Source organism: Kluyvera cryocrescens NBRC 102467 (assembly GCF_001571285.1).
GTDB classification, from domain to species: Bacteria; Pseudomonadota; Gammaproteobacteria; order Enterobacterales; family Enterobacteriaceae; genus Kluyvera; species Kluyvera cryocrescens.
In genome coordinates this window covers 74699-92360 of record NZ_BCTM01000017.1, presented here as the reverse complement: position 1 = coordinate 92360, position 17662 = coordinate 74699, and the positions used below count along the sequence as shown (strand labels likewise).

General features: G+C 54.8%; 16 protein-coding genes and 1 pseudogene. 4 read left to right on the top strand and 13 right to left on the bottom strand.

Features of this window, described 5'->3' with window-relative positions; genetic code table 11:
- Nucleotides 1–7: 7 nt before the first annotated feature.
- The 4 genes from prfB to xerD form a co-directional block, all read right to left on the bottom strand.
- A protein-coding gene (prfB, locus tag KCR01S_RS13770) for a peptide chain release factor 2 (RefSeq protein WP_112204501.1) occupies nucleotides 8–1106 on the bottom strand; the annotation gives its coding sequence in 2 pieces (ribosomal slippage) (nucleotides 8–1030 and nucleotides 1032–1106; 1098 coding nt in all).
- 89 nt (nucleotides 1107–1195) lie between these two features.
- The gene (gene recJ, locus KCR01S_RS13765) at nucleotides 1196–2929 is read right to left on the bottom strand and encodes a single-stranded-DNA-specific exonuclease RecJ (protein WP_061283285.1); all 1734 of its coding nucleotides are present in this window, start codon (nucleotides 2927–2929) and stop codon (nucleotides 1196–1198) included.
- Nucleotides 2930–2934: 5 nt separating this feature from the next.
- Complete coding sequence (gene dsbC, locus KCR01S_RS13760) at nucleotides 2935–3648, bottom strand: bifunctional protein-disulfide isomerase/oxidoreductase DsbC (protein WP_061283284.1); 714 nt, start codon at nucleotides 3646–3648, stop codon at nucleotides 2935–2937.
- A gap of 22 nt (nucleotides 3649–3670) precedes the next feature.
- Nucleotides 3671–4567: a site-specific tyrosine recombinase XerD gene (gene xerD / locus KCR01S_RS13755; RefSeq protein WP_061283283.1), complete on the bottom strand. Its 897-nt coding sequence runs from the start codon at nucleotides 4565–4567 to the stop codon at nucleotides 3671–3673.
- A 102-nt stretch (nucleotides 4568–4669) separates the two neighbouring features.
- Between xerD and fldB the strand changes: the two genes are divergently transcribed.
- Entirely contained in the window at nucleotides 4670–5191 is a 522-nt protein-coding gene (fldB, locus tag KCR01S_RS13750; RefSeq protein WP_061283282.1) for a flavodoxin FldB, read from the top strand.
- On the opposite strand, the gene KCR01S_RS13745 is transcribed toward fldB, so the two are convergent.
- Both KCR01S_RS13745 and sdhE read right to left on the bottom strand, forming a co-directional pair.
- Entirely contained in the window at nucleotides 5188–5604 is a 417-nt protein-coding gene (locus KCR01S_RS13745) for a protein YgfX (protein WP_061283281.1), read from the bottom strand. The genes fldB and KCR01S_RS13745 overlap by 4 nt on opposite strands.
- On the bottom strand, nucleotides 5585–5851 hold the full coding sequence (sdhE, locus tag KCR01S_RS13740; RefSeq protein ID WP_061283280.1) for an FAD assembly factor SdhE: 267 nt from the start codon (nucleotides 5849–5851) through the stop codon (nucleotides 5585–5587). The genes KCR01S_RS13745 and sdhE overlap by 20 nt, the downstream gene beginning before the upstream one ends.
- A gap of 247 nt (nucleotides 5852–6098) precedes the next feature.
- Here sdhE and ygfZ point away from each other — a divergent pair, with 247 nt between their 5' ends.
- Nucleotides 6099–7082 (top strand): tRNA-modifying protein YgfZ, encoded by a 984-nt coding sequence (ygfZ, locus tag KCR01S_RS13735; protein ID WP_061283279.1) that lies wholly within the window; start codon nucleotides 6099–6101, stop codon nucleotides 7080–7082.
- A 51-nt stretch (nucleotides 7083–7133) separates the two neighbouring features.
- Here the strand turns inward: ygfZ and trhA are convergent, their stop codons facing one another.
- Nucleotides 7134–7796, bottom strand: coding sequence for a PAQR family membrane homeostasis protein TrhA (trhA, locus tag KCR01S_RS13730; protein WP_061283278.1), 663 nt, complete (start codon nucleotides 7794–7796; stop codon nucleotides 7134–7136).
- 158 nt (nucleotides 7797–7954) lie between these two features.
- On the bottom strand, nucleotides 7955–8269 hold the full coding sequence (gene yqfB / locus KCR01S_RS13725; protein WP_061283277.1) for a N(4)-acetylcytidine aminohydrolase: 315 nt from the start codon (nucleotides 8267–8269) through the stop codon (nucleotides 7955–7957).
- 45 nt (nucleotides 8270–8314) lie between these two features.
- Here yqfB and KCR01S_RS13720 point away from each other — a divergent pair, with 45 nt between their 5' ends.
- Nucleotides 8315–9049: a MurR/RpiR family transcriptional regulator gene (locus KCR01S_RS13720; protein ID WP_072277149.1), complete on the top strand. Its 735-nt coding sequence runs from the start codon at nucleotides 8315–8317 to the stop codon at nucleotides 9047–9049.
- A gap of 120 nt (nucleotides 9050–9169) precedes the next feature.
- Nucleotides 9170–10603, top strand: a pseudogene (locus KCR01S_RS13715) (6-phospho-beta-glucosidase).
- Between the two features lie 40 nt (nucleotides 10604–10643).
- Here KCR01S_RS13715 and KCR01S_RS13710 read toward each other — a convergent pair.
- The 5 genes from KCR01S_RS13710 to ubiI form a co-directional block, all read right to left on the bottom strand.
- Nucleotides 10644–11387 (bottom strand): SDR family oxidoreductase, encoded by a 744-nt coding sequence (locus tag KCR01S_RS13710; protein ID WP_061283274.1) that lies wholly within the window; start codon nucleotides 11385–11387, stop codon nucleotides 10644–10646.
- 61 nt (nucleotides 11388–11448) lie between these two features.
- A complete protein-coding gene (gcvP, locus tag KCR01S_RS13705) occupies nucleotides 11449–14322 on the bottom strand; it encodes an aminomethyl-transferring glycine dehydrogenase (RefSeq protein ID WP_061283273.1) in 2874 nt (957 codons plus the stop codon).
- Nucleotides 14323–14539: 217 nt separating this feature from the next.
- The gene (gene gcvH / locus KCR01S_RS13700; protein WP_052281990.1) at nucleotides 14540–14929 is read right to left on the bottom strand and encodes a glycine cleavage system protein GcvH; all 390 of its coding nucleotides are present in this window, start codon (nucleotides 14927–14929) and stop codon (nucleotides 14540–14542) included.
- A gap of 26 nt (nucleotides 14930–14955) precedes the next feature.
- Nucleotides 14956–16050, bottom strand: a complete 1095-nt coding sequence (gene gcvT, locus KCR01S_RS13695; protein ID WP_061283272.1) for a glycine cleavage system aminomethyltransferase GcvT — start codon at nucleotides 16048–16050, stop codon at nucleotides 14956–14958.
- Between the two features lie 392 nt (nucleotides 16051–16442).
- Nucleotides 16443–17645: an FAD-dependent 2-octaprenylphenol hydroxylase gene (gene ubiI, locus KCR01S_RS13690; RefSeq protein ID WP_061283271.1), complete on the bottom strand. Its 1203-nt coding sequence runs from the start codon at nucleotides 17643–17645 to the stop codon at nucleotides 16443–16445.
- Nucleotides 17646–17662: the final 17 nt, after the last annotated feature.

The window sequence follows — 17662 nt, the reverse complement described above, 5'->3', positions numbered from 1 at the left end:
TGGTTCCTCATAACCCTGCTTTCAAGCTTGCTTCGATAAATTGATCCAGACTTCCGTCCAGTACCGCCTGCGTATTACGGGTTTCTACCCCGGTGCGCAGGTCTTTAATGCGGGAATCGTCCAGTACGTAGGAGCGAATCTGACTCCCCCAGCCAATGTCCGACTTGGTGTCTTCCATCGCCTGTTTTTCTGCATTCTTTTTCTGCATTTCCAGTTCATAAAGCTTGGCTTTCATCTGCTTCATGGCCTGGTCTTTGTTCTTGTGCTGTGAACGGTCGTTCTGGCACTGCGTTACGATCCCAGTTGGAATGTGGGTGATACGCACCGCAGATTCCGTACGGTTAACGTGCTGACCACCGGCACCGGAAGCGCGGTAAACGTCGATACGCAGATCCGCTGGATTAATCTCGATATCAATATCGTCATCCACTTCCGGGTAAACGAATGCGGAGCTGAACGAGGTATGGCGACGGCCACCGGAGTCAAACGGGCTTTTACGCACCAGACGGTGAACGCCGGTTTCGGTACGTAACCAGCCGTAGGCATAGTCACCAGAAACTTTGATGGTCACGGATTTAATCCCGGCCACATCACCTTCGGACTCTTCAATAATTTCGGTTTTAAAGCCGCGCGCTTCTGCCCAACGCAGATACATGCGTTCGAGAATGCTTGCCCAGTCCTGCGCTTCAGTACCGCCAGAACCGGCCTGGATATCGATGTAGCAATCCGCGCTGTCGTATTCACCGGAGAACATACGACGGAATTCCAGCTGTGCCAGCTTCTCTTCCAGCGTATTGAGCTCGGCAACGGCCTCGTTAAAGGTCTCTTCGTCGTCGGCTTCTACGGCCAGTTCCAGCAGGCCAGAAACATCTTCCAGACCCTGAGACATCTGATCGAGGGTATCGACGATGGCTTCAAGGGAAGAACGCTCTTTGCCCAGCGCCTGCGCGCGTTCGGGTTCGTTCCAGACATCCGGCTGTTCCAGCTCGGCGTTTACTTCTTCCAGACGCTCTTTCTTGGCATCATAGTCAAAGGTACCCCCTAAGAACGTCGGAGCGCTCCGTGAGGTCCTGAATGCGATTATTTACCGGGTTTATTTCAAACATGGTCTATTTTCTTTTAATGGACGAGAAAAATGCGGTTATAAGAGCGGAATCTTAGCGGATTCCCGCCCTTAATTACAGTCTAAGAGACGCTAAATTGGCCAGAGATTCTCGATGATCAGCTGTAAGCTGCGGTTGCCGCGATATTCGTTGATGTCCAGCCGATAGGCCAGCGTCACTTCCCGCACCCCATTATCCGGCCAGACGGCGGTATCGACGTTAAATGCGATACCATCCAGCAGCGGGCCGCCGCCCACTGGCTCGACCATCACCTTGAGGTGCCGCTCACCGACCAGCCGCTGTTGTAGCAGGCGGAAACGGCCGTCAAACAGCGGTTCAGGGAACATTTGTCCCCACGGGCCTGCTTCGCGCAGCATCTGCGCCATCTCGATGGTCATCTCCTGCGACGTCAGTTCACCGTCGGAGAGAATCTCCCCCTGTAACAGCGCCGGATCCAGCCACTCAGTGACCAGATCGCCAAAGTGCCGCTGGAACTCCTCGAAGCGCGCTTCTTCCAATGAGAGCCCCGCTGCCATCGCGTGACCGCCAAATTTCAACATCAGCCCAGGATGGAGGGTATCCAGACGCTCCAGCGCATCGCGCATATGCAGCCCCTGAATGGAACGCCCGGAACCTTTGAGCTGACCGTTACCCGCCGGCGCAAACGCAATCACCGGACGATGGAAACGTTCTTTAATGCGTGAAGCCAGAATGCCCACAACACCCTGGTGCCACTCCGGGTGGTACATTGCCAGCCCGCCCGGCAGCTCGTCGCTGCTGCGTTCCAGTTTTTCACACAGGGTCAGCGCTTCCGCCTGCATGCCCTGCTCAATCTCTTTGCGCGTTTGGTTTAACGCGTCCAGTTCGTTGGCCAGCACGCGCGCTTCGCCAAGGTTATCGCACAGCAGTAATGCCACACCGACCGACATATCGTCTAAACGCCCGGCGGCATTCAGGCGTGGACCGAGCGCAAACCCGAGATCGCTTGCCACCAGTTTTGCGGCATCACGATTGGCGATCTCCAGCAGCGCTTTAATGCCGGGACGGCAGACGCCAGCGCGAATACGGCTTAAGCCCTGCCAGGTGAGAATACGGTTATTGGTATCCAGCGGCACCACATCGGCCACGGTGCCTAATGCCACCAAGTCGAGGAATTCAACAATTTTGGGCACGGCAATACCGCGGGCCTCAAACCATCCCTTTGCCTTCAGATGATTACACAGCACCAGCATCAGGTAGAACGCCACGCCGACGCCCGCCAGCGATTTTGACGGGAAAGGACAGTCGGCGAGATTCGGGTTAACCATCGCATCCGCATCGGGCAACGTATCGCCCGGCAGGTGGTGATCGGTAACCAGCACGCCGATCCCCAGCTTATGGGCATGATCAACGCCGGCGTGAGAAGAGATCCCGTTATCCACCGTCATGATCATTTGCGCGCCGCGGGCGTGAGCCTGATCGACCACCTCCGGACTTAAGCCATAGCCGTCTTCGAAGCGGTTCGGCACCAGATATTCCACGCTTCGGCAGCCCATCGCGCGCAGCGCCAGAACGCTCAGCGCGGTGCTGGTCGCGCCATCGGCGTCAAAATCGCCCACCACCATAATGCGCAAATTTTTCTCGAACGCGTCGTGCAGCATCTCGACGGCTTTTTCAACGCCCGTCAGGTCACGCCAGTGCAACATGCCCTTCAGGCCGCGTTGCAGATCGTCCGGTGTTTTCACGCCGCGGCTGGCGTACAGACGGCGCAGCAGCGGCGAAAGTTCTTCCGGTAACGTGATTGAATCGTCCACCTCACGGCGGCGCAGTTGAGTCTGTGGTTTCACGCGAGTTATTTACCGCTGGTCTGTTTTTGATGTTCGTCGAGGAAAGCTTTCATCTCTTTCGGCCCCTGGTAACCGGGAACCACATAGCCGTCGTTAAGCACAATCGCTGGCGTTCCGTTAACGCCAAACTGCACGCCCAGCGCGTAGTGATTGGCAATGTCGAGATCACAGGTCGCCGCCTGTACGCCTTTGCCGTTCATCGCATCATCAAACGCCTTGTTGCGGTCTTTAGCACACCAGATAGCTTTCATGTCCTGCTCAGCCTGGCTTTGCACGCCCTGGCGTGGGAAGGCCAGATAGCGCACGGTGATGCCCAGCGCGTTGTAGTCTTTCATCTCTTCATGCAACTTGTGGCAATAACCACAGGTGATGTCGGTAAAGACGGTGATCACGTGTTTTTCCTGCGGCGCTTTGTAGACGATCATCTCTTTTTCCAGCGCTTTCAGATGGGTCATCAGCAGGCCGTTCGTCACGTTGACCGGCTGTGCGCCGCTCACGTCATACATTGGCCCCTGAATGATGTGCTTACCATCATCGGTAACGTACAGCACACCGCTGTTGGTCAGCACGGTTTTCATACCGGCAACTGGGGCAGGCTGGATATCGGTGCTCTGCACACCCAGTTTTGCCAGAGATTGCTTAATCGCGGCATCGTCAGCATGCGCTACGCCGGAAAAAGCGGCGGCCAGCAGGGTAAACATCATTAAACCTTGTTTCATAAACTGTCCTTTTAAATCAGCATCATGCTCGCGGATGGTGCTGTTGATGAAGTTGACGCAGGCGCTCTGTCGCGACGTGCGTATAAATTTGAGTGGTCGACAGATCGCTATGCCCTAACAGCATTTGCACCACGCGCAGATCCGCGCCGTGGTTTAGCAAATGCGTCGCAAAGGCGTGGCGTAAAACGTGCGGTGACAGCTTCTCGCTATCAATCCCGGCCAGTTGGGCGTAGTGCTTAATACGGTGCCAAAAGGTCTGACGGGTCATTTGCTGCGCACGCTGGCTGGGGAACAAGACGTCAATGGCTACGCCGTTTAGCATCCACGGACGACCGTGCTCTAGCCAGTTCTCGACCCAATAGACGGCTTCTTCCCCTAACGGAACCAACCGTTCTTTATTACCTTTCCCGATCACTCGAACGACGCCCTGACGCAGGCTGATATCGCTCATCGTCAGGCCGACCAACTCGGAAACGCGAAGACCGGTCGCATACAGTACCTCAAGCATAGCCTTATCGCGCAGCTCAAGGGGTTGATCCACCACCGGCGCCTGCAGCAGCCGTTCTACCTGCGCCTCACTGAGATCCTTCGGCAGCCGCTGGGGAAGTTTAGGCGATGCCAGCAGCGCGCTGGGATCGTCAGGACGAATCTTTTCACGATACAGATGCTGAAAGAAGCGACGCATGGCGCTAAGCAGTCGTGCCGTGCTGGTCGCCTTATAGCCGCCCTGCTGACGCTCGGCGAGCAGGTTTTGCAGATCGTCGCTTTGCGCGCTCTCAAGCGTGAGGCCGCGATGCGCCAGCCATTCCACCACCATCGTCAGATCGCGACGATAGGCGCTGAGGGTATTTTCCGCCAGATTTCGCTCCAGCCACAGCGCATCGAGAAACTGCTCGATTCGTGCAAGGTCCTTGTCCACATCGGCTCCTGTGCGTGTTTAATCAGCACCATTATGCCTGAATCAGATGCCTTTCTGGTACACTAGCGGCATCGTCATCGCAAGAATCGAGAGCTGTACGTCATGAATATTGGCCTTTTTTATGGTTCCAGCACCTGCTATACCGAAATGGCAGCGGAAAAAATTCGCGACATTATCGGGCCGGAACTGGTCACATTACACAATCTAAAAGATGATTCTCCAGCCTTAATGGAGCAATACGATGTGCTCATTCTCGGGATCCCAACCTGGGATTTCGGTGAAATTCAGGAAGATTGGGAAGCCGTCTGGGAACAGCTGGATACGCTGAATCTGGAAGGTAAAATCGTCGCACTCTATGGCATGGGCGACCAGCTAGGCTACGGCGAGTGGTTCCTCGACGCATTGGGCATGCTGCACGATAAGCTGGCCACCAAAGCGGTGAAATTTGTCGGCTACTGGCCAACGGAAGGGTATGAGTTCACCAGCCCGAAACCGGTTATCGCCGACGGGCAGCTGTTTGTCGGTCTCGCATTGGATGAAACGAACCAATACGATCTGAGCGATGAACGCATTCAGAGCTGGTGCGAGCAGATTCTCGGCGAAATGGCCGAACAGTTCTCTTAGTGCTTACTCGGCGCGGGCTGCTGCAAAAGAATACGCCGCAGATCGCGCCACTCTTCCGGATTCATACTGTCAGCCGCCAGCCACAGATGGTGACGCCGACCGCCGCCACAGCGACGAATACGCAACATCATGCCTGAGCTCAGCATCCACGGCGCGCCCTGAATATCCCACTCCTGATTGCGCCAACGCAGACGGGAGTCCATCAGCAGTTTAATCTCGCCTTGATGTGAATGAATGCGCCGTTGGCTGCGCACGCAGTCGAACACCACCAGCGACAGCAACAGCAGCCAAAGCGGGGTATAGCTCAACGGCCAGGGCATCAGCAGCACAAAAGCCGCCACCAGGCCGTGGAGCAGTAAAGAGAGCCACTGTGAGCGCCATGAGACGCGTAAATCAGATTGCCACAGGACCACGTTCCCGATTCCGTGTCTGAATAAGTTGTACCATACGCTGGAGTCTGGCATCGGCCGGTTTACCGTGGTTCATCAACCAATTGAACAGGTCCGGATCGTCGCATTCCAGCAGACGAATAAAGATAGCTTTGTCTTCATCGCTCAGCGTGTCGTACTCATGCTCAAAGAACGGCATGATGGAGATGTCGAGTTCACGCATACCGCGGCGGCATGCCCAATGGATACGGGCTTTATTATTGATGTCCATAATTTCCTTCCAGCATTACGTTGTTACTAGTTTAACGTGTTTTTTGCAGTTTCTTTACTGGAATCTCACGTCACGCGCGTCATATTCAGAAAAAAACCATATTAAACGCATGGAATTCATTTTCTTACGCCCCGCTTCGCTGAACGCGCGAACGGCACAAAACGGCCGTCAAAACCGCTTGCAATGGCGGACATCTCTTTTACCATGAGGGAATAAGCGCGTTCGTTACTCAATTCAGGACACTCATATGGCTTTTACTCCTTTTCCTCCACGCCAGCCTTGCGCCTCAGCGCGTTTACCGCTGACGTTAATGACGCTTGATGATTGGGCGTTGGCGACCCTCACCGGTGCCGACAGCGAAAAGTACCTGCAAGGCCAGGTTACCGCTGACGTCGCGCAAATGAACGAACACCAGCATCTGCTGGTTGCCCACTGCGACGCGAAAGGCAAAATGTGGAGCAACCTGCGTTTGTTCCGCCGTCACGACGGTTTTGCCATCATCGAACGTCGCAGCGTGCGCGAAGCGCAGCTGACTCAGCTGAAAAAATATGCCGTTTTCTCAAAAGTGACTATCGCCGCCAATGACGATCTGGTGCTGCTAGGCGTGGCGGGTTTCCAGGCGCGTGCTGCGCTGGCGAATCTGTTTGCCGAACTGCCGGGAGCCGAAAAGCCAAGCGTGCAGGACGGAGAAACATCGCTGCTGTGGCTGGCTCATCCGGATGAGCGTTTCCTGCTGGTCACCGACGTTGCCACCGCCGAGCGCGTGATGGAAGCGCTGCGCGGCGAAGCACAGCTCAACAACAGCCAGCAGTGGCTGGCGCTGGACATTGAGGCCGGCCTGCCGATCATTGACGAAGCAAACAGCGCGCAGTTTATCCCGCAAGCCACCAACATTCAGGCGCTGGGTGGTATCAGCTTTAAGAAAGGCTGCTATACCGGTCAGGAGATGGTAGCTCGTGCAAAATTCCGTGGTGCCAATAAGCGTGCGCTGTGGACGCTGGCCGGTTCTGCCGCACGCGTCCCGGTGGCTGGCGAAGATCTCGAGCTGAAAATGGGTGACAACTGGCGCCGTACCGGCACCGTGCTAGCCGCAGTACAGCTGGAAGATGGCCAACTGCTGGTGCAGGTGGTAATGAATAATGATATGGAAGCCGACAGCGTTTTCCGCGTGCGCGACGATGCAAATACCCTGAGCATCAAGCCGCTGCCGTATTCATTAGACGAAGAGTAACCGAGTCCTTCTCCGGGCTACCCGTAAAGTGTAGCCCGGAACAACGGGAAACTACGCAGCCTGCCCGACATACAGATAAATTGCCAGGAAATGGCAGGCGCTGCCGCCCAGCACAAACGCGTGCCAAATAGCGTGGTTGTACGGTATCCGCTTGCAGACGTAGAAAATAACCCCCAGCGAATAGACAATCCCCCCGACCGCCAATAGCGTCACACCGCCTATCGACAGCTTCACCGCCAGTTGATACACCACGATAAGTGATAGCCAGCCCATCGTTAAGTAAGTCACCAGCGACAGAACTTTAAAGCGATGTGCGATGGTCAGCTTAAATAAGATCCCCAGCAGCGCCAGGCTCCAGATAACAATCATCAGACCCCGCGCCAGCGGTGAATCCAGCCCAACCAGCAAAAACGGCGTGTAGGTCCCGGCAATCAGCAGATAAATGGCGCAATGATCGAATTTTTTCAGCCACACCTTCGCACGCTGAGAAGGGATGGCGTGATACAGCGTCGAGGCAAGAAACAGCAGGATCATACTGCCGCCGTAGAGGCTGTAGCTCGTGATAGCCGTCGCGCTGGCGTTGGCGTCAATCGCCTGAACCAGCAGCAGGACCAAACCGACAATCCCCAATACAAAACCGACACCGTGACTGATGCTATTGGCAATTTCCTCTGCCAGAGAATATCCCTGCTGAATGAGTGGCTTCTTATCCATTACGCGCTCCGGGCGGACGATAAATCGAACAAACACCCTAGCGTAACTGAGAATGATTTCAGTGAACACATGTAAGCTAAAATAAAATGATGATTTTTTGTAAAATCAGATTAATCAATAAGTTAACAAAATCATTCAACTAACACGTGTACCTTATTTCAATCAATGCATTTAAATTCAATGACATAGAAAGTATTTTCACCCGGATAAATATCAGAGATAACCTGCTTTAGCTCTGACAGCGTCATGTTTTCCTGCTCGGCATGGCGATCCGTCAGCGTATCCATGGTCACCGTTGACGTTGCCACTACGCGGATTGTGCAGAAATAGCCGTTATCTTCGTAACGCCCCACGCGAAGCACATCCCCAACCTTAAAATGGGACTCCGATGCATCGCGCAGCGTAATGGTCTTACGCCCAGCAAGAATGTCGGCCTGAAAGCGCTGAAAAAAAGTGATGTCGTTAGGCTGCATGGTATCATTCCCTGTAGATGATTTAATTGTACGAGTATCGCTACCGTGAGCCTATTCTCCCACGCTACTATCGCCAGTCTCAATAATCTTGAGATGATGGTCTACCACTACGTTATCAAAAATCGTGATACGGTGATGTATATGACCATCCGCGAGCTGGCCGATGCGGCAGGCGTTTCGACGACCACGGTGATGCGTTTTTGCCGCAAGCTAAACTGTGAAGGGTATTCAGAGTTTCGCGTACGCTTTAAATTATATTTAGAACAGGATGAACCGCAGCAGGCTAATTTCGGCGCCAGTGAGATCATCAGTTTTTTCAAAGGCGTGAATAATGACGAGTTTGATAAACTGCTCGATCATGCAGTCGATATTATTCTCTCATCCGAACGTATTATTTTTGTCGGTGCAGGGACCTCAGGCTCACTTGCAAAATATGGTGCACGATTCTTTTCTAATATTGGAAAATTCAGCAACCATATCGACGACCCTTATTTTCCCGTCACCAATGATATGGCAAAAAATGCACTGGCGATCGTGCTCTCGGTCTCTGGTGAAACGGAAGAAATTCTGCGTTTTGCCGGACAGTTCAGTCTGCACCGCTGCAAAGTCATGTCCATCACCAGCCACGAGCACTCGCGCCTGGCCAAACTCGCCGACTTTAATCTCTCCTGGCACGTCCCGCAAACCCGCATAGGCGGCGTCTACGATATTACGACACAGATCCCAGTTATCTATATTCTGGAATCACTTGGTCGTAAATTGGCGAAGAAATTAGCATAAAAATACAGGGTGTTTTTTCGATGTAACATATTCCCTGTGGTGGAATTTGTTATATCGTGACATTTAATTATCCTTTGTTAGACTCAGCGTTATTAAGCCCAATATATGAGCATAGCAAAGATGAAAAAACTGACCTTACCGAAAGACTTTTTATAGGGTGGCGCCGTTGCCGCACACCAGGTTGAAGGCGGCTGGAATAAAGGCGGCAAGGGCCCCAGCATCTGTGATGTGCTAACCGGCGGTGCCCACGGCGTTCCGCGCGAAATCACTCAGGAAGTGGTGCCGGGGAAATATTATCCGAATCATGAAGCAATCGATTTTCATGGCCACTACAAAGAAGACATCAAGCTGTTTGCTGAGATGGGCTTCAAATGCTTCCGAACCTCAATTGCCTGGACCCGTATCTTCCCTAACGGCGACGAAGCGCTGCCAAATGAAGAAGGGCTAAAATTTTACGACGACATGTTCGATGAGCTGTTGAAATACAACATCGAGCCGGTGATCACCCTCTCCCACTTCGAAATGCCGCTGCATCTGGTACAAGAATACGGCGCCTGGACCAACCGCAAAGTGGTCGATTTCTTTGTGCGTTTCGCTGAAGTCGTTTTCGAACGCTACAAGCACAAGGTCAAATACTGGATGACCTTTAACGAAATCAATAACCAACGCAACTGGCGCGCACCATTGTTCGGCTACTGCTGTTCCGGCGTGGTCTATACAGAGCATGAGAACCCAGAAGAGACCATGTACCAGGTGCTGCACCACCAGTTCGTGGCCAGCGCGCTGGCGGTGAAAGCCGCTCGCCGAATTAACCCGGAAATGCAGGTCGGCTGTATGCTGGCGATGGTGGCACTCTATCCATTCTCCTGCAAACCAGAAGACGTGATGTTTGCGCAGGAATCAATGCGTGAGCGCTATGTCTTTACCGACGTGCAGATGCGCGGCTACTACCCGCGCTACGTGCTAAACGAGTGGGAACGTCGCGGCTTTAATATCAAAATGGAAGCCGGCGATGAGGCCATCTTACGTGAAGGCACCTGCGATTACCTTGGACTCAGCTACTACATGACTAACGCCGTGAAGGCTGAAGGTGGCAGCGGCGACGCGATTTCTGGCTTTGAAGGCAGCGTACCAAACCCACACGTGAAAACCTCTGACTGGGGCTGGCAGATTGACCCGGTCGGCCTGCGCTACTCGCTGTGTGAATTGTACGAACGCTACCAAAAACCGCTGTTTATCGTGGAAAACGGCTTCGGCGCGTACGATAAAGTCGAAGCCGACGGCAGCATCAACGATGACTACCGCATCGACTATCTGCGTGCCCACGTCGAAGAGATGATGAAAGCCGTCACCTACGATGGCGTTGACCTGATGGGCTATACGCCGTGGGGCTGCATCGATTGCGTATCGTTCACAACCGGGCAGTACAGCAAGCGCTACGGCTTTATTTACGTCAACAAGCATGACGACGGTACCGGTGATATGTCGCGCTCACGCAAGAAGAGCTTCAACTGGTACAAAGAAGTGATCGCCAGCAACGGCGAAAATCTGTAATCACTCGCCCCTCTGCTCACGAGGAGAGGGGCTAACTTCGCTATTTACCGCCCGCCAACTCAATAAAACTGCCCGTCACGTACGACGCCTTTTCACTCAGTAACCAGACAATCGCCTGCGCCACCTCTTCCGGCTGGCCACCGCGCTGCATGGGCAACATCGACTTCACGCGGTCAACGCGGCCCGGCTCGCCGCCGGAAGCGTGCATCTCGGTATAGATAAGCCCCGGCCGCACGCAGTTGACGCGAATGCCCTGCGCCGCCACCTCAAGCGCCAGCCCGGTCGTCAACGTATCGACCGCCCCTTTTGAGGCAGCATAATCGACATATTCGAAAGGCGCCCCCAGCCGCGACGCCGCCGAAGAGACATTAACAATCGCGCCGCCAGCACCGCCATGCGGTACCGCCATGCGTTTTACCGCCTCCCGGCAGCATAGGAAGTAGCCGGTAACATTCGTCGTTAAAACCCGGTTAATACGTTCGGCGCTCAGCGCTTCTACGCGGCTTTGCGTAAACAGGATACCGGCGTTGTTCACCAGTGCAGTCAGAGGTTCAGGCCGTTTATCCAGCAGGTTAAACATGGCTTCAACCTGCTGTTCATCGCCAATATCCGCCTGCACGGCAAACGCTTTCCCCCCCGCCGCCTGAATAGCGTTAACCACCGCATCCGCCGCCTGCGCATTCTGATGATAATTTACCGCCACCGTATAGCCTTCCAGCGCCAACTGTAACGCCGTTGCCCGTCCAATCCCCCGGCTCGCGCCGGTTACCAATGCAAGTGTCATCCCATTCTCCCCAAAAAATAAAGGCGCCGAAGCGCCTTTAAAAGATAGTGTCACTCGCGGATTACTGGTATTCGCTCATCGGTACGCATGAGCAGAACAGGTTACGGTCGCCGTAAACGTCATCAAGACGTTTCACCGTCGGCCAGTACTTGATCGCCATGCCCGCCGGGAAGACGGCAACTTCACGGCTGTAGCCGTGGTTCCACTCTGCCACCAGCTCATTCTGGGTATGCGGAGAGTTGACCAGCGGGTTGTCTTCCAGCGTCCATTCACCGGCTTTCACGCGCTCAATCTCGCTGCGGATTGCCAGCATGGCATCGATAAAGCGATCCAATTCGGCTTTGCTTTCTGATTCCGTCGGCTCAACCATCAGCGTCCCCGCTACCGGGAAGGACATCGTTGGCGCATGGAAACCGTAGTCGATAAGACGCTTAGCGATATCCAGCTCGCTGATCCCCGTCTCTTCTTTTAACGGGCGAATATCCAGAATACATTCATGCGCCACGTGGCCGTCGCGACCGGTGTACAGCACCGGATAAGCGTCTTTCAGACGGGTAGCAATGTAGTTAGCGTTAAGGATGGCGACCTGACTTGCCTGTTTCAGCCCTTCCGCGCCCATCATGCGGATGTACATCCAGCTGATTGGCAGAATAGAAGCGCTGCCGAATGGTGCTGCGGAAACCGCACCCTGACGGGTCAGCATCCCTTCGATATGCACTACGCTGTGCCCCGGAACGAACGGTGCGAGGTGCGCTTTCACGCCGATTGGCCCCATACCTGGGCCGCCGCCGCCGTGCGGGATACAGAAGGTTTTATGCAGGTTAAGATGCGAAACGTCCGCGCCGATAAAGCCCGGCGAGGTAATACCAACCTGCGCGTTCATGTTCGCGCCATCGAGGTAAACCTGGCCGCCAAACTGGTGGACGATTTCACACACTTCACGGATGGTCTCTTCATACACGCCGTGGGTGGACGGGTAAGTCACCATGATGCAAGAGAGATTCGCCGCGTGCTGTTCTGCTTTGGCACGCAGATCGGCCAGATCGATGTTGCCGTTCTTATCGCAGGCCACCACCACTACCTGCATCCCCGCCATTTGCGCAGAAGCCGGATTGGTACCGTGCGCAGAGCTTGGGATCAGGCAGATATCACGGTGACCATCGTTGCGGCTTTCGTGGTAGTGACGAATCGCCAGCAGGCCGGCATATTCGCCCTGCGCGCCGGAGTTCGGCTGCATGCACAGTGCGTCATAACCGGTTAACTTCACCAGCCAATCGGAAAGCTGACCGATCATCTGATGATAGCCTTCAGCCTGCTCAACCGGGCAGAACGGGTGCAGTTCAGCAAATTCTGGCCAAGTGATTGGGATCATTTCCGCCGCGGCGTTCAGCTTCATGGTGCAAGATCCCAGTGGGATCATCGCCTGATTCAGCGCCAGATCTTTGCGTTCCAGAGAGTGCATATAGCGCATCATCTCGGTTTCGCTGTGATAACGATTAAACACCGGATGACTCAGGATTGCGTCATCACGCTGCATCGCTTGCGGGATAGAGCGGCTATCGAGCGCCACGTCTTTGTCGAGGGTGTCGATGTCCAGGCCGTGGTTGTCGCCCAGAATCACGCTAAACAGGCTCAGCACATCTTCGCGGCTGGTCGTTTCGTTCAGGGTGATGCCCACGGCGTTCAGGATGTCGCTACGCAGGTTAATTTCAGCAGCCTGCGCACGCGCCAGCACCGCGGCTTTATCTGCCACTTCTACACACAGCGTGTCAAAGTAGTGAGTGTGGCGCAGTTTCTGACCTTTTTGCTGCAGGCCGGCGGCCAGAATATCGGTCAGGCGGTGAATGCGGTTAGCAATACGTTTCAGGCCAACCGGGCCATGGTATACCGCGTACAGGCTGGCGATATTCGCCAGCAGAACCTGGGAAGTACAAATGTTGGAGTTGGCTTTCTCGCGGCGGATATGCTGCTCACGAGTCTGCATCGCCATGCGCAGTGCGGTATTGCCAGCGGCATCTTTCGATACGCCGATAATACGGCCAGGCATGGCGCGTTTGAATTCATCTTTAGCGGCAAAGAACGCCGCGTGCGGGCCACCGTAGCCCATCGGTACGCCGAAGCGTTGAGCGGAGCCGAAGACAATGTCCGCCCCTTGTTTACCCGGTGCAGTTAACAGCACCAGCGCCATGAAATCTGCAGCAACGCTGACCACCACCTTGCGGGATTTCAGCTCTGCTATCAGCGCAGAGTAGTCGTGAACTTCACCGGTCGTGCCTACTTGCTGCAACAGCACGCCAAACACGTCCTGGTGATCCAGCGCTTTGGCTGCATCATCAACAATCACGTCGAAGCCGAAGGTTTCTGCACGGGTACGGACCACATCCAGCGTTTGCGGATGCACGTCGGCTGCCACAAAGAAACGGTTCGCATTTTTCAGTTTGCTCACGCGCTTAGCCATCGCCATCGCTTCGGCGGCGGCGGTCGCTTCATCCAACAGCGAAGCGGAAGCCATATCAAGCCCGGTCAGATCCAGCGTAACCTGCTGGAAATTGAGCAGTGCTTCGAGGCGGCCCTGAGAGACTTCCGGCTGATACGGCGTATACGCGGTATACCAGCCCGGGTTTTCCAGCATATTGCGCAGGATAACCGGCGGCAACTGCACGGGGGCATAGCCCATGCCAATGTATGACTTAAAGCGCTTGTTGCGGCCGGCAATCGCCTTCAGCTCCGCCAGCGCGGCGAATTCTGTGGTGGCGTCGCCTACCTGCGGCGGCGTGGCAAGCTGGATATCTTTCGGCACGATCTGCCCAATCAGTGCGTTTAATGAATCCGCGCCAACTGTTTTGAGCATCTCTTGCTGCTGCTGGGCATCCGGCCCGATGTGACGTTCAATAAACGCGCCACGGTTTTCAAGCTGGCTTAAAGTCTGTGTCATGAGCGATGGTTCCTGAAACGTGCGGTGAATCGTGATTGTCTAACTAAGTTGCCCGGTGGTGCTTCGCTTACCAGGCCTACAAACTACGCCAAATACGCAAAATAATTCACGTTGCAGGGAGGCGGCAAGTAAGTGAATGCCCAGGAGCGTACATAAGTACGTGACTGGGCTGAACGAACGCAGCCAACGCGCCTGCAGCGCGAAGTATGAAGCGTATTTATTCGTCTTCGAGCAGAGCTTCGTATGCGGTCGCATCCAGCAGCGCGGCAACTTCGGCTTCGTCGCTGGCTTTGATTTTGAAGATCCAGCCACCGGCGTACGGTTCGCTGTTAACCAGCTCCGGAGAGTCGCCCAGCTCATCGTTGACGGCCACAATTTCGCCGCTGATTGGTGCGTAAATATCGGAGGCCGCTTTAACGGACTCAGCTACCGCGCAGTCGTCGCCAGCGCTCACCGTGGCACCCACTTCCGGCAGGTCAACAAACACCATGTCGCCCAGTAATTCCTGCGCGTGCTCGGTGATGCCGACGGTGTAGCTGCCGTCAGCTTCTTTGCGCAGCCATTCATGTTCTTTACTGTATTTCAGTTCTGCTGGTACGTTGCTCATCAAAGAATCTCCAGAATAATAATGGGTTACGCTACGGATTTACCGTTACGTACAAAAATAGGTTTCGTGACCTTCACCGGCATTTCACGGTTACGGATCTGCACAATCGCCGTCTCGCCAATTCCAGCCGGGACGCGAGCCAGTGCAATACTGTGGCCTAACGTCGGCGAGAACGTTCCGCTGGTGATCACCCCTTCACGGGCGTTGCCATTGGCATCGGTAAAGCGGACCGGCAGTTCGCCGCGCAGCACGCCTTTTTCAGTCATCACCAAGCCAACCAACTGTTCGGTGCCTTTCTCACGTTCCAGCTCCAGCACTTCGCGACCGATAAAGTTACGCTCAGCCGGCTCCCAGGCGATAGTCCAGCCCATATTTGCCGCCAGCGGAGAGATACTTTCGTCCATCTCCTGGCCGTACAGGTTCATGCCAGCCTCAAGACGCAGCGTATCGCGCGCGCCCAGACCGCAAGGCTTCACGCCCGCCTGCACCAGTTTCTGCCAGAAATCAGCGGCCTGCTCTTTCGGCAGCGCAATTTCATAGCCAGCTTCACCGGTGTAGCCGGTGGTGGCGATAAAGAAATCACCCGCCTGCACGCCAAAGAAAGGTTTCATCCCTTCAACCGCGTGACGCTGTTCATCGCTAAACAAGCTGGTTGCTTTCGCCTGGGCGTTCGGGCCCTGTACCGCAATCAGCGACAGGTCGTCACGGACAGTGATATCAATGGCATACGGTTCGGCGTGTTGGGTAATCCAGGAGAGGTCTTTTTCGCGGGTAGCTGAGTTGACGACAAGGCGGAAATAATCTTCGGTCAGGTAGTAAACGATGAGATCATCAATTACGCCACCCGATGCATTTAGCATACCGCTATAAAGCGCTTTACCGGGTTTGGTGAGCTTGGCGACATCGTTCGCCAGCAGGTAGCGCAGGAACTCGCGGGTCCGGCTGCCGTGCAGATCAACGATGGTCATATGCGACACATCGAACATCCCGGCATCAGTACGCACCGCGTGGTGCTCATCAATCTGCGAGCCATAGTGCAGCGGCATCATCCAGCCGTGGAAATCTACCATGCGCGCGCCACATAACACGTGCTGGTCATACAAAGGCGTTTGTTGAGCCATCATGTCCTCGTTGAATATATCGCACCACAAAAACTAACGACGACGCCCTTTCAGGTGCCGACGCAAACGTTCTCTTTTCCCTGAACTTACCACCGAACACCGTGCTAAACCATCGGGAAAAAAGGGACATCACATTAGCTTATGACCAAAAGCCGCCAAAAATCATACAGAATGATCAACTGCAAAAAAGCGAAATACGCCACATATAATTAACAATAATGGCGAGACATTCAGCATAAGATGATATTTCATGCGGAAAAGCAGGCGTGTTTTTCGTAACATGAAAACGAGTGGATTAAAAAATCTAATGCGAAAAATGGCGTAAAATTAGATTTTTTCAAATGAGGGGGAAGCCCCCCGGCAGAGCCGCCGGGAGGAAAAGTGTGATCGGCTTAACGAAGCCACTCGGGCAGGTCATTCAGACCCATCGCCTGACGAATCAACTGCGGTTTTACTCCGGGCAGCGTATCCGCCAACTTCAGACCAATATCACGCAGCAGTTTTTTCGCCGGGTTTTCGCCCGCGAACAGTTCGCGGAAACCCTGCATTCCCGCCAGCATCAGCGCAGCGCTGTGCTTGCGGCTGCGCTCATAGCGGCGCAGATAGAAATGCTGCCCTATGTCTTTGCCCTGCGCATGCAGGCGTTTGAGCTCATCGATAAGTTCCGCGGCATCCATAAAGCCCAGATTCACGCCCTGCCCGGCTAACGGATGAATGGTGTGCGCCGCATCGCCGACCAGCGCCAGGCGATGAGCAGCAAACTGGCGCGCATAGCGGCCAGTCAGCGGATAGATTTGCCGTTCACTTTCGACCTGACACAGCCCCAAACGATTATCGAAGGCAATGTTCAATGCCTGATTAAAATCGGCGTCACTGGCCTGCTGCATCCGTTCAGCTTCCTGCGGTGATAGTGACCACACGATAGAGCACAGGTGTGGATCGGACAGCGGCAGAAACGCCAGGATCCCTTCTCCGTGGAAGCACTGACGCGCAACGGCTTCGTGCGGCTCTTCAGTGCGTACCGTCGCCACCAGCGCGTGATGGCGATAATCCCAGAAGGTCAGCGGAATATCAGCCTTATTGCGCAGCCAGGAGTTGGCGCCATCGGCCCCGACCACCAGACGAGCGGTCAGCATGTTGCCGTCTTTCAGCGTCAGAAAAGCTTCGTTCTCGCCCCACACCACTTGCTGGAGTTCGGCAGGCGCCATCAGCGTCACGTCGGCACAGCGTTCGGCTTTCTGCCAAAGGGCCTGATGGATAACCGCATTCTCGACGATATGGCCGAGATGGCTGTAGCCCATGCTGCGATCGTCAAACGCGATGCGGCCAAAACTGTCTTTATCCCACACTTCCATACCGTGATAGCAACTGGCACGCTGAGCGACAATGGCCGACCAAACGTCCAGCTTTGACAACAGTTTTTCGCTGCCGGCATTAATCGCCGACACGCGCAGCGCCGGTGGCGCATCGGCGGCCAGCGCCTGTGGCTGCGATTGTTCCAGTACCGCTACCCGCAGGCCGCTGCCCTGTAAACCGCAGGCCACCGCCAGCCCGACCATTCCACCGCCTACGATGGCAACATCAACACTTTGCACATTAACTCCTTAACTGC

What these genes read in the sequence shown, in the direction of transcription:
- dsbC (WP_061283284.1), bottom strand. Translation starts at nt 3,648, where the DNA reads ATGAAACAAGGTTTAATGATGTTTACCCTGCTGGCCGCCGCTTTTTCC.
- fldB (WP_061283282.1), top strand. Translation starts at nt 4,670, where the DNA reads ATGAATATTGGCCTTTTTTATGGTTCCAGCACCTGCTATACCGAAATG.
- sdhE (WP_061283280.1), bottom strand. Translation starts at nt 5,851, where the DNA reads ATGGACATCAATAATAAAGCCCGTATCCATTGGGCATGCCGCCGCGGT.
- ygfZ (WP_061283279.1), top strand. Translation starts at nt 6,099, where the DNA reads ATGGCTTTTACTCCTTTTCCTCCACGCCAGCCTTGCGCCTCAGCGCGT.
- trhA (WP_061283278.1), bottom strand. Translation starts at nt 7,796, where the DNA reads ATGGATAAGAAGCCACTCATTCAGCAGGGATATTCTCTGGCAGAGGAA.
- yqfB (WP_061283277.1), bottom strand. Translation starts at nt 8,269, where the DNA reads ATGCAGCCTAACGACATCACTTTTTTTCAGCGCTTTCAGGCCGACATT.
- KCR01S_RS13710 (WP_061283274.1), bottom strand. Translation starts at nt 11,387, where the DNA reads ATGACACTTGCATTGGTAACCGGCGCGAGCCGGGGGATTGGACGGGCA.
- gcvP (WP_061283273.1), bottom strand. Translation starts at nt 14,322, where the DNA reads ATGACACAGACTTTAAGCCAGCTTGAAAACCGTGGCGCGTTTATTGAA.
- gcvH (WP_052281990.1), bottom strand. Translation starts at nt 14,929, where the DNA reads ATGAGCAACGTACCAGCAGAACTGAAATACAGTAAAGAACATGAATGG.
- gcvT (WP_061283272.1), bottom strand. Translation starts at nt 16,050, where the DNA reads ATGGCTCAACAAACGCCTTTGTATGACCAGCACGTGTTATGTGGCGCG.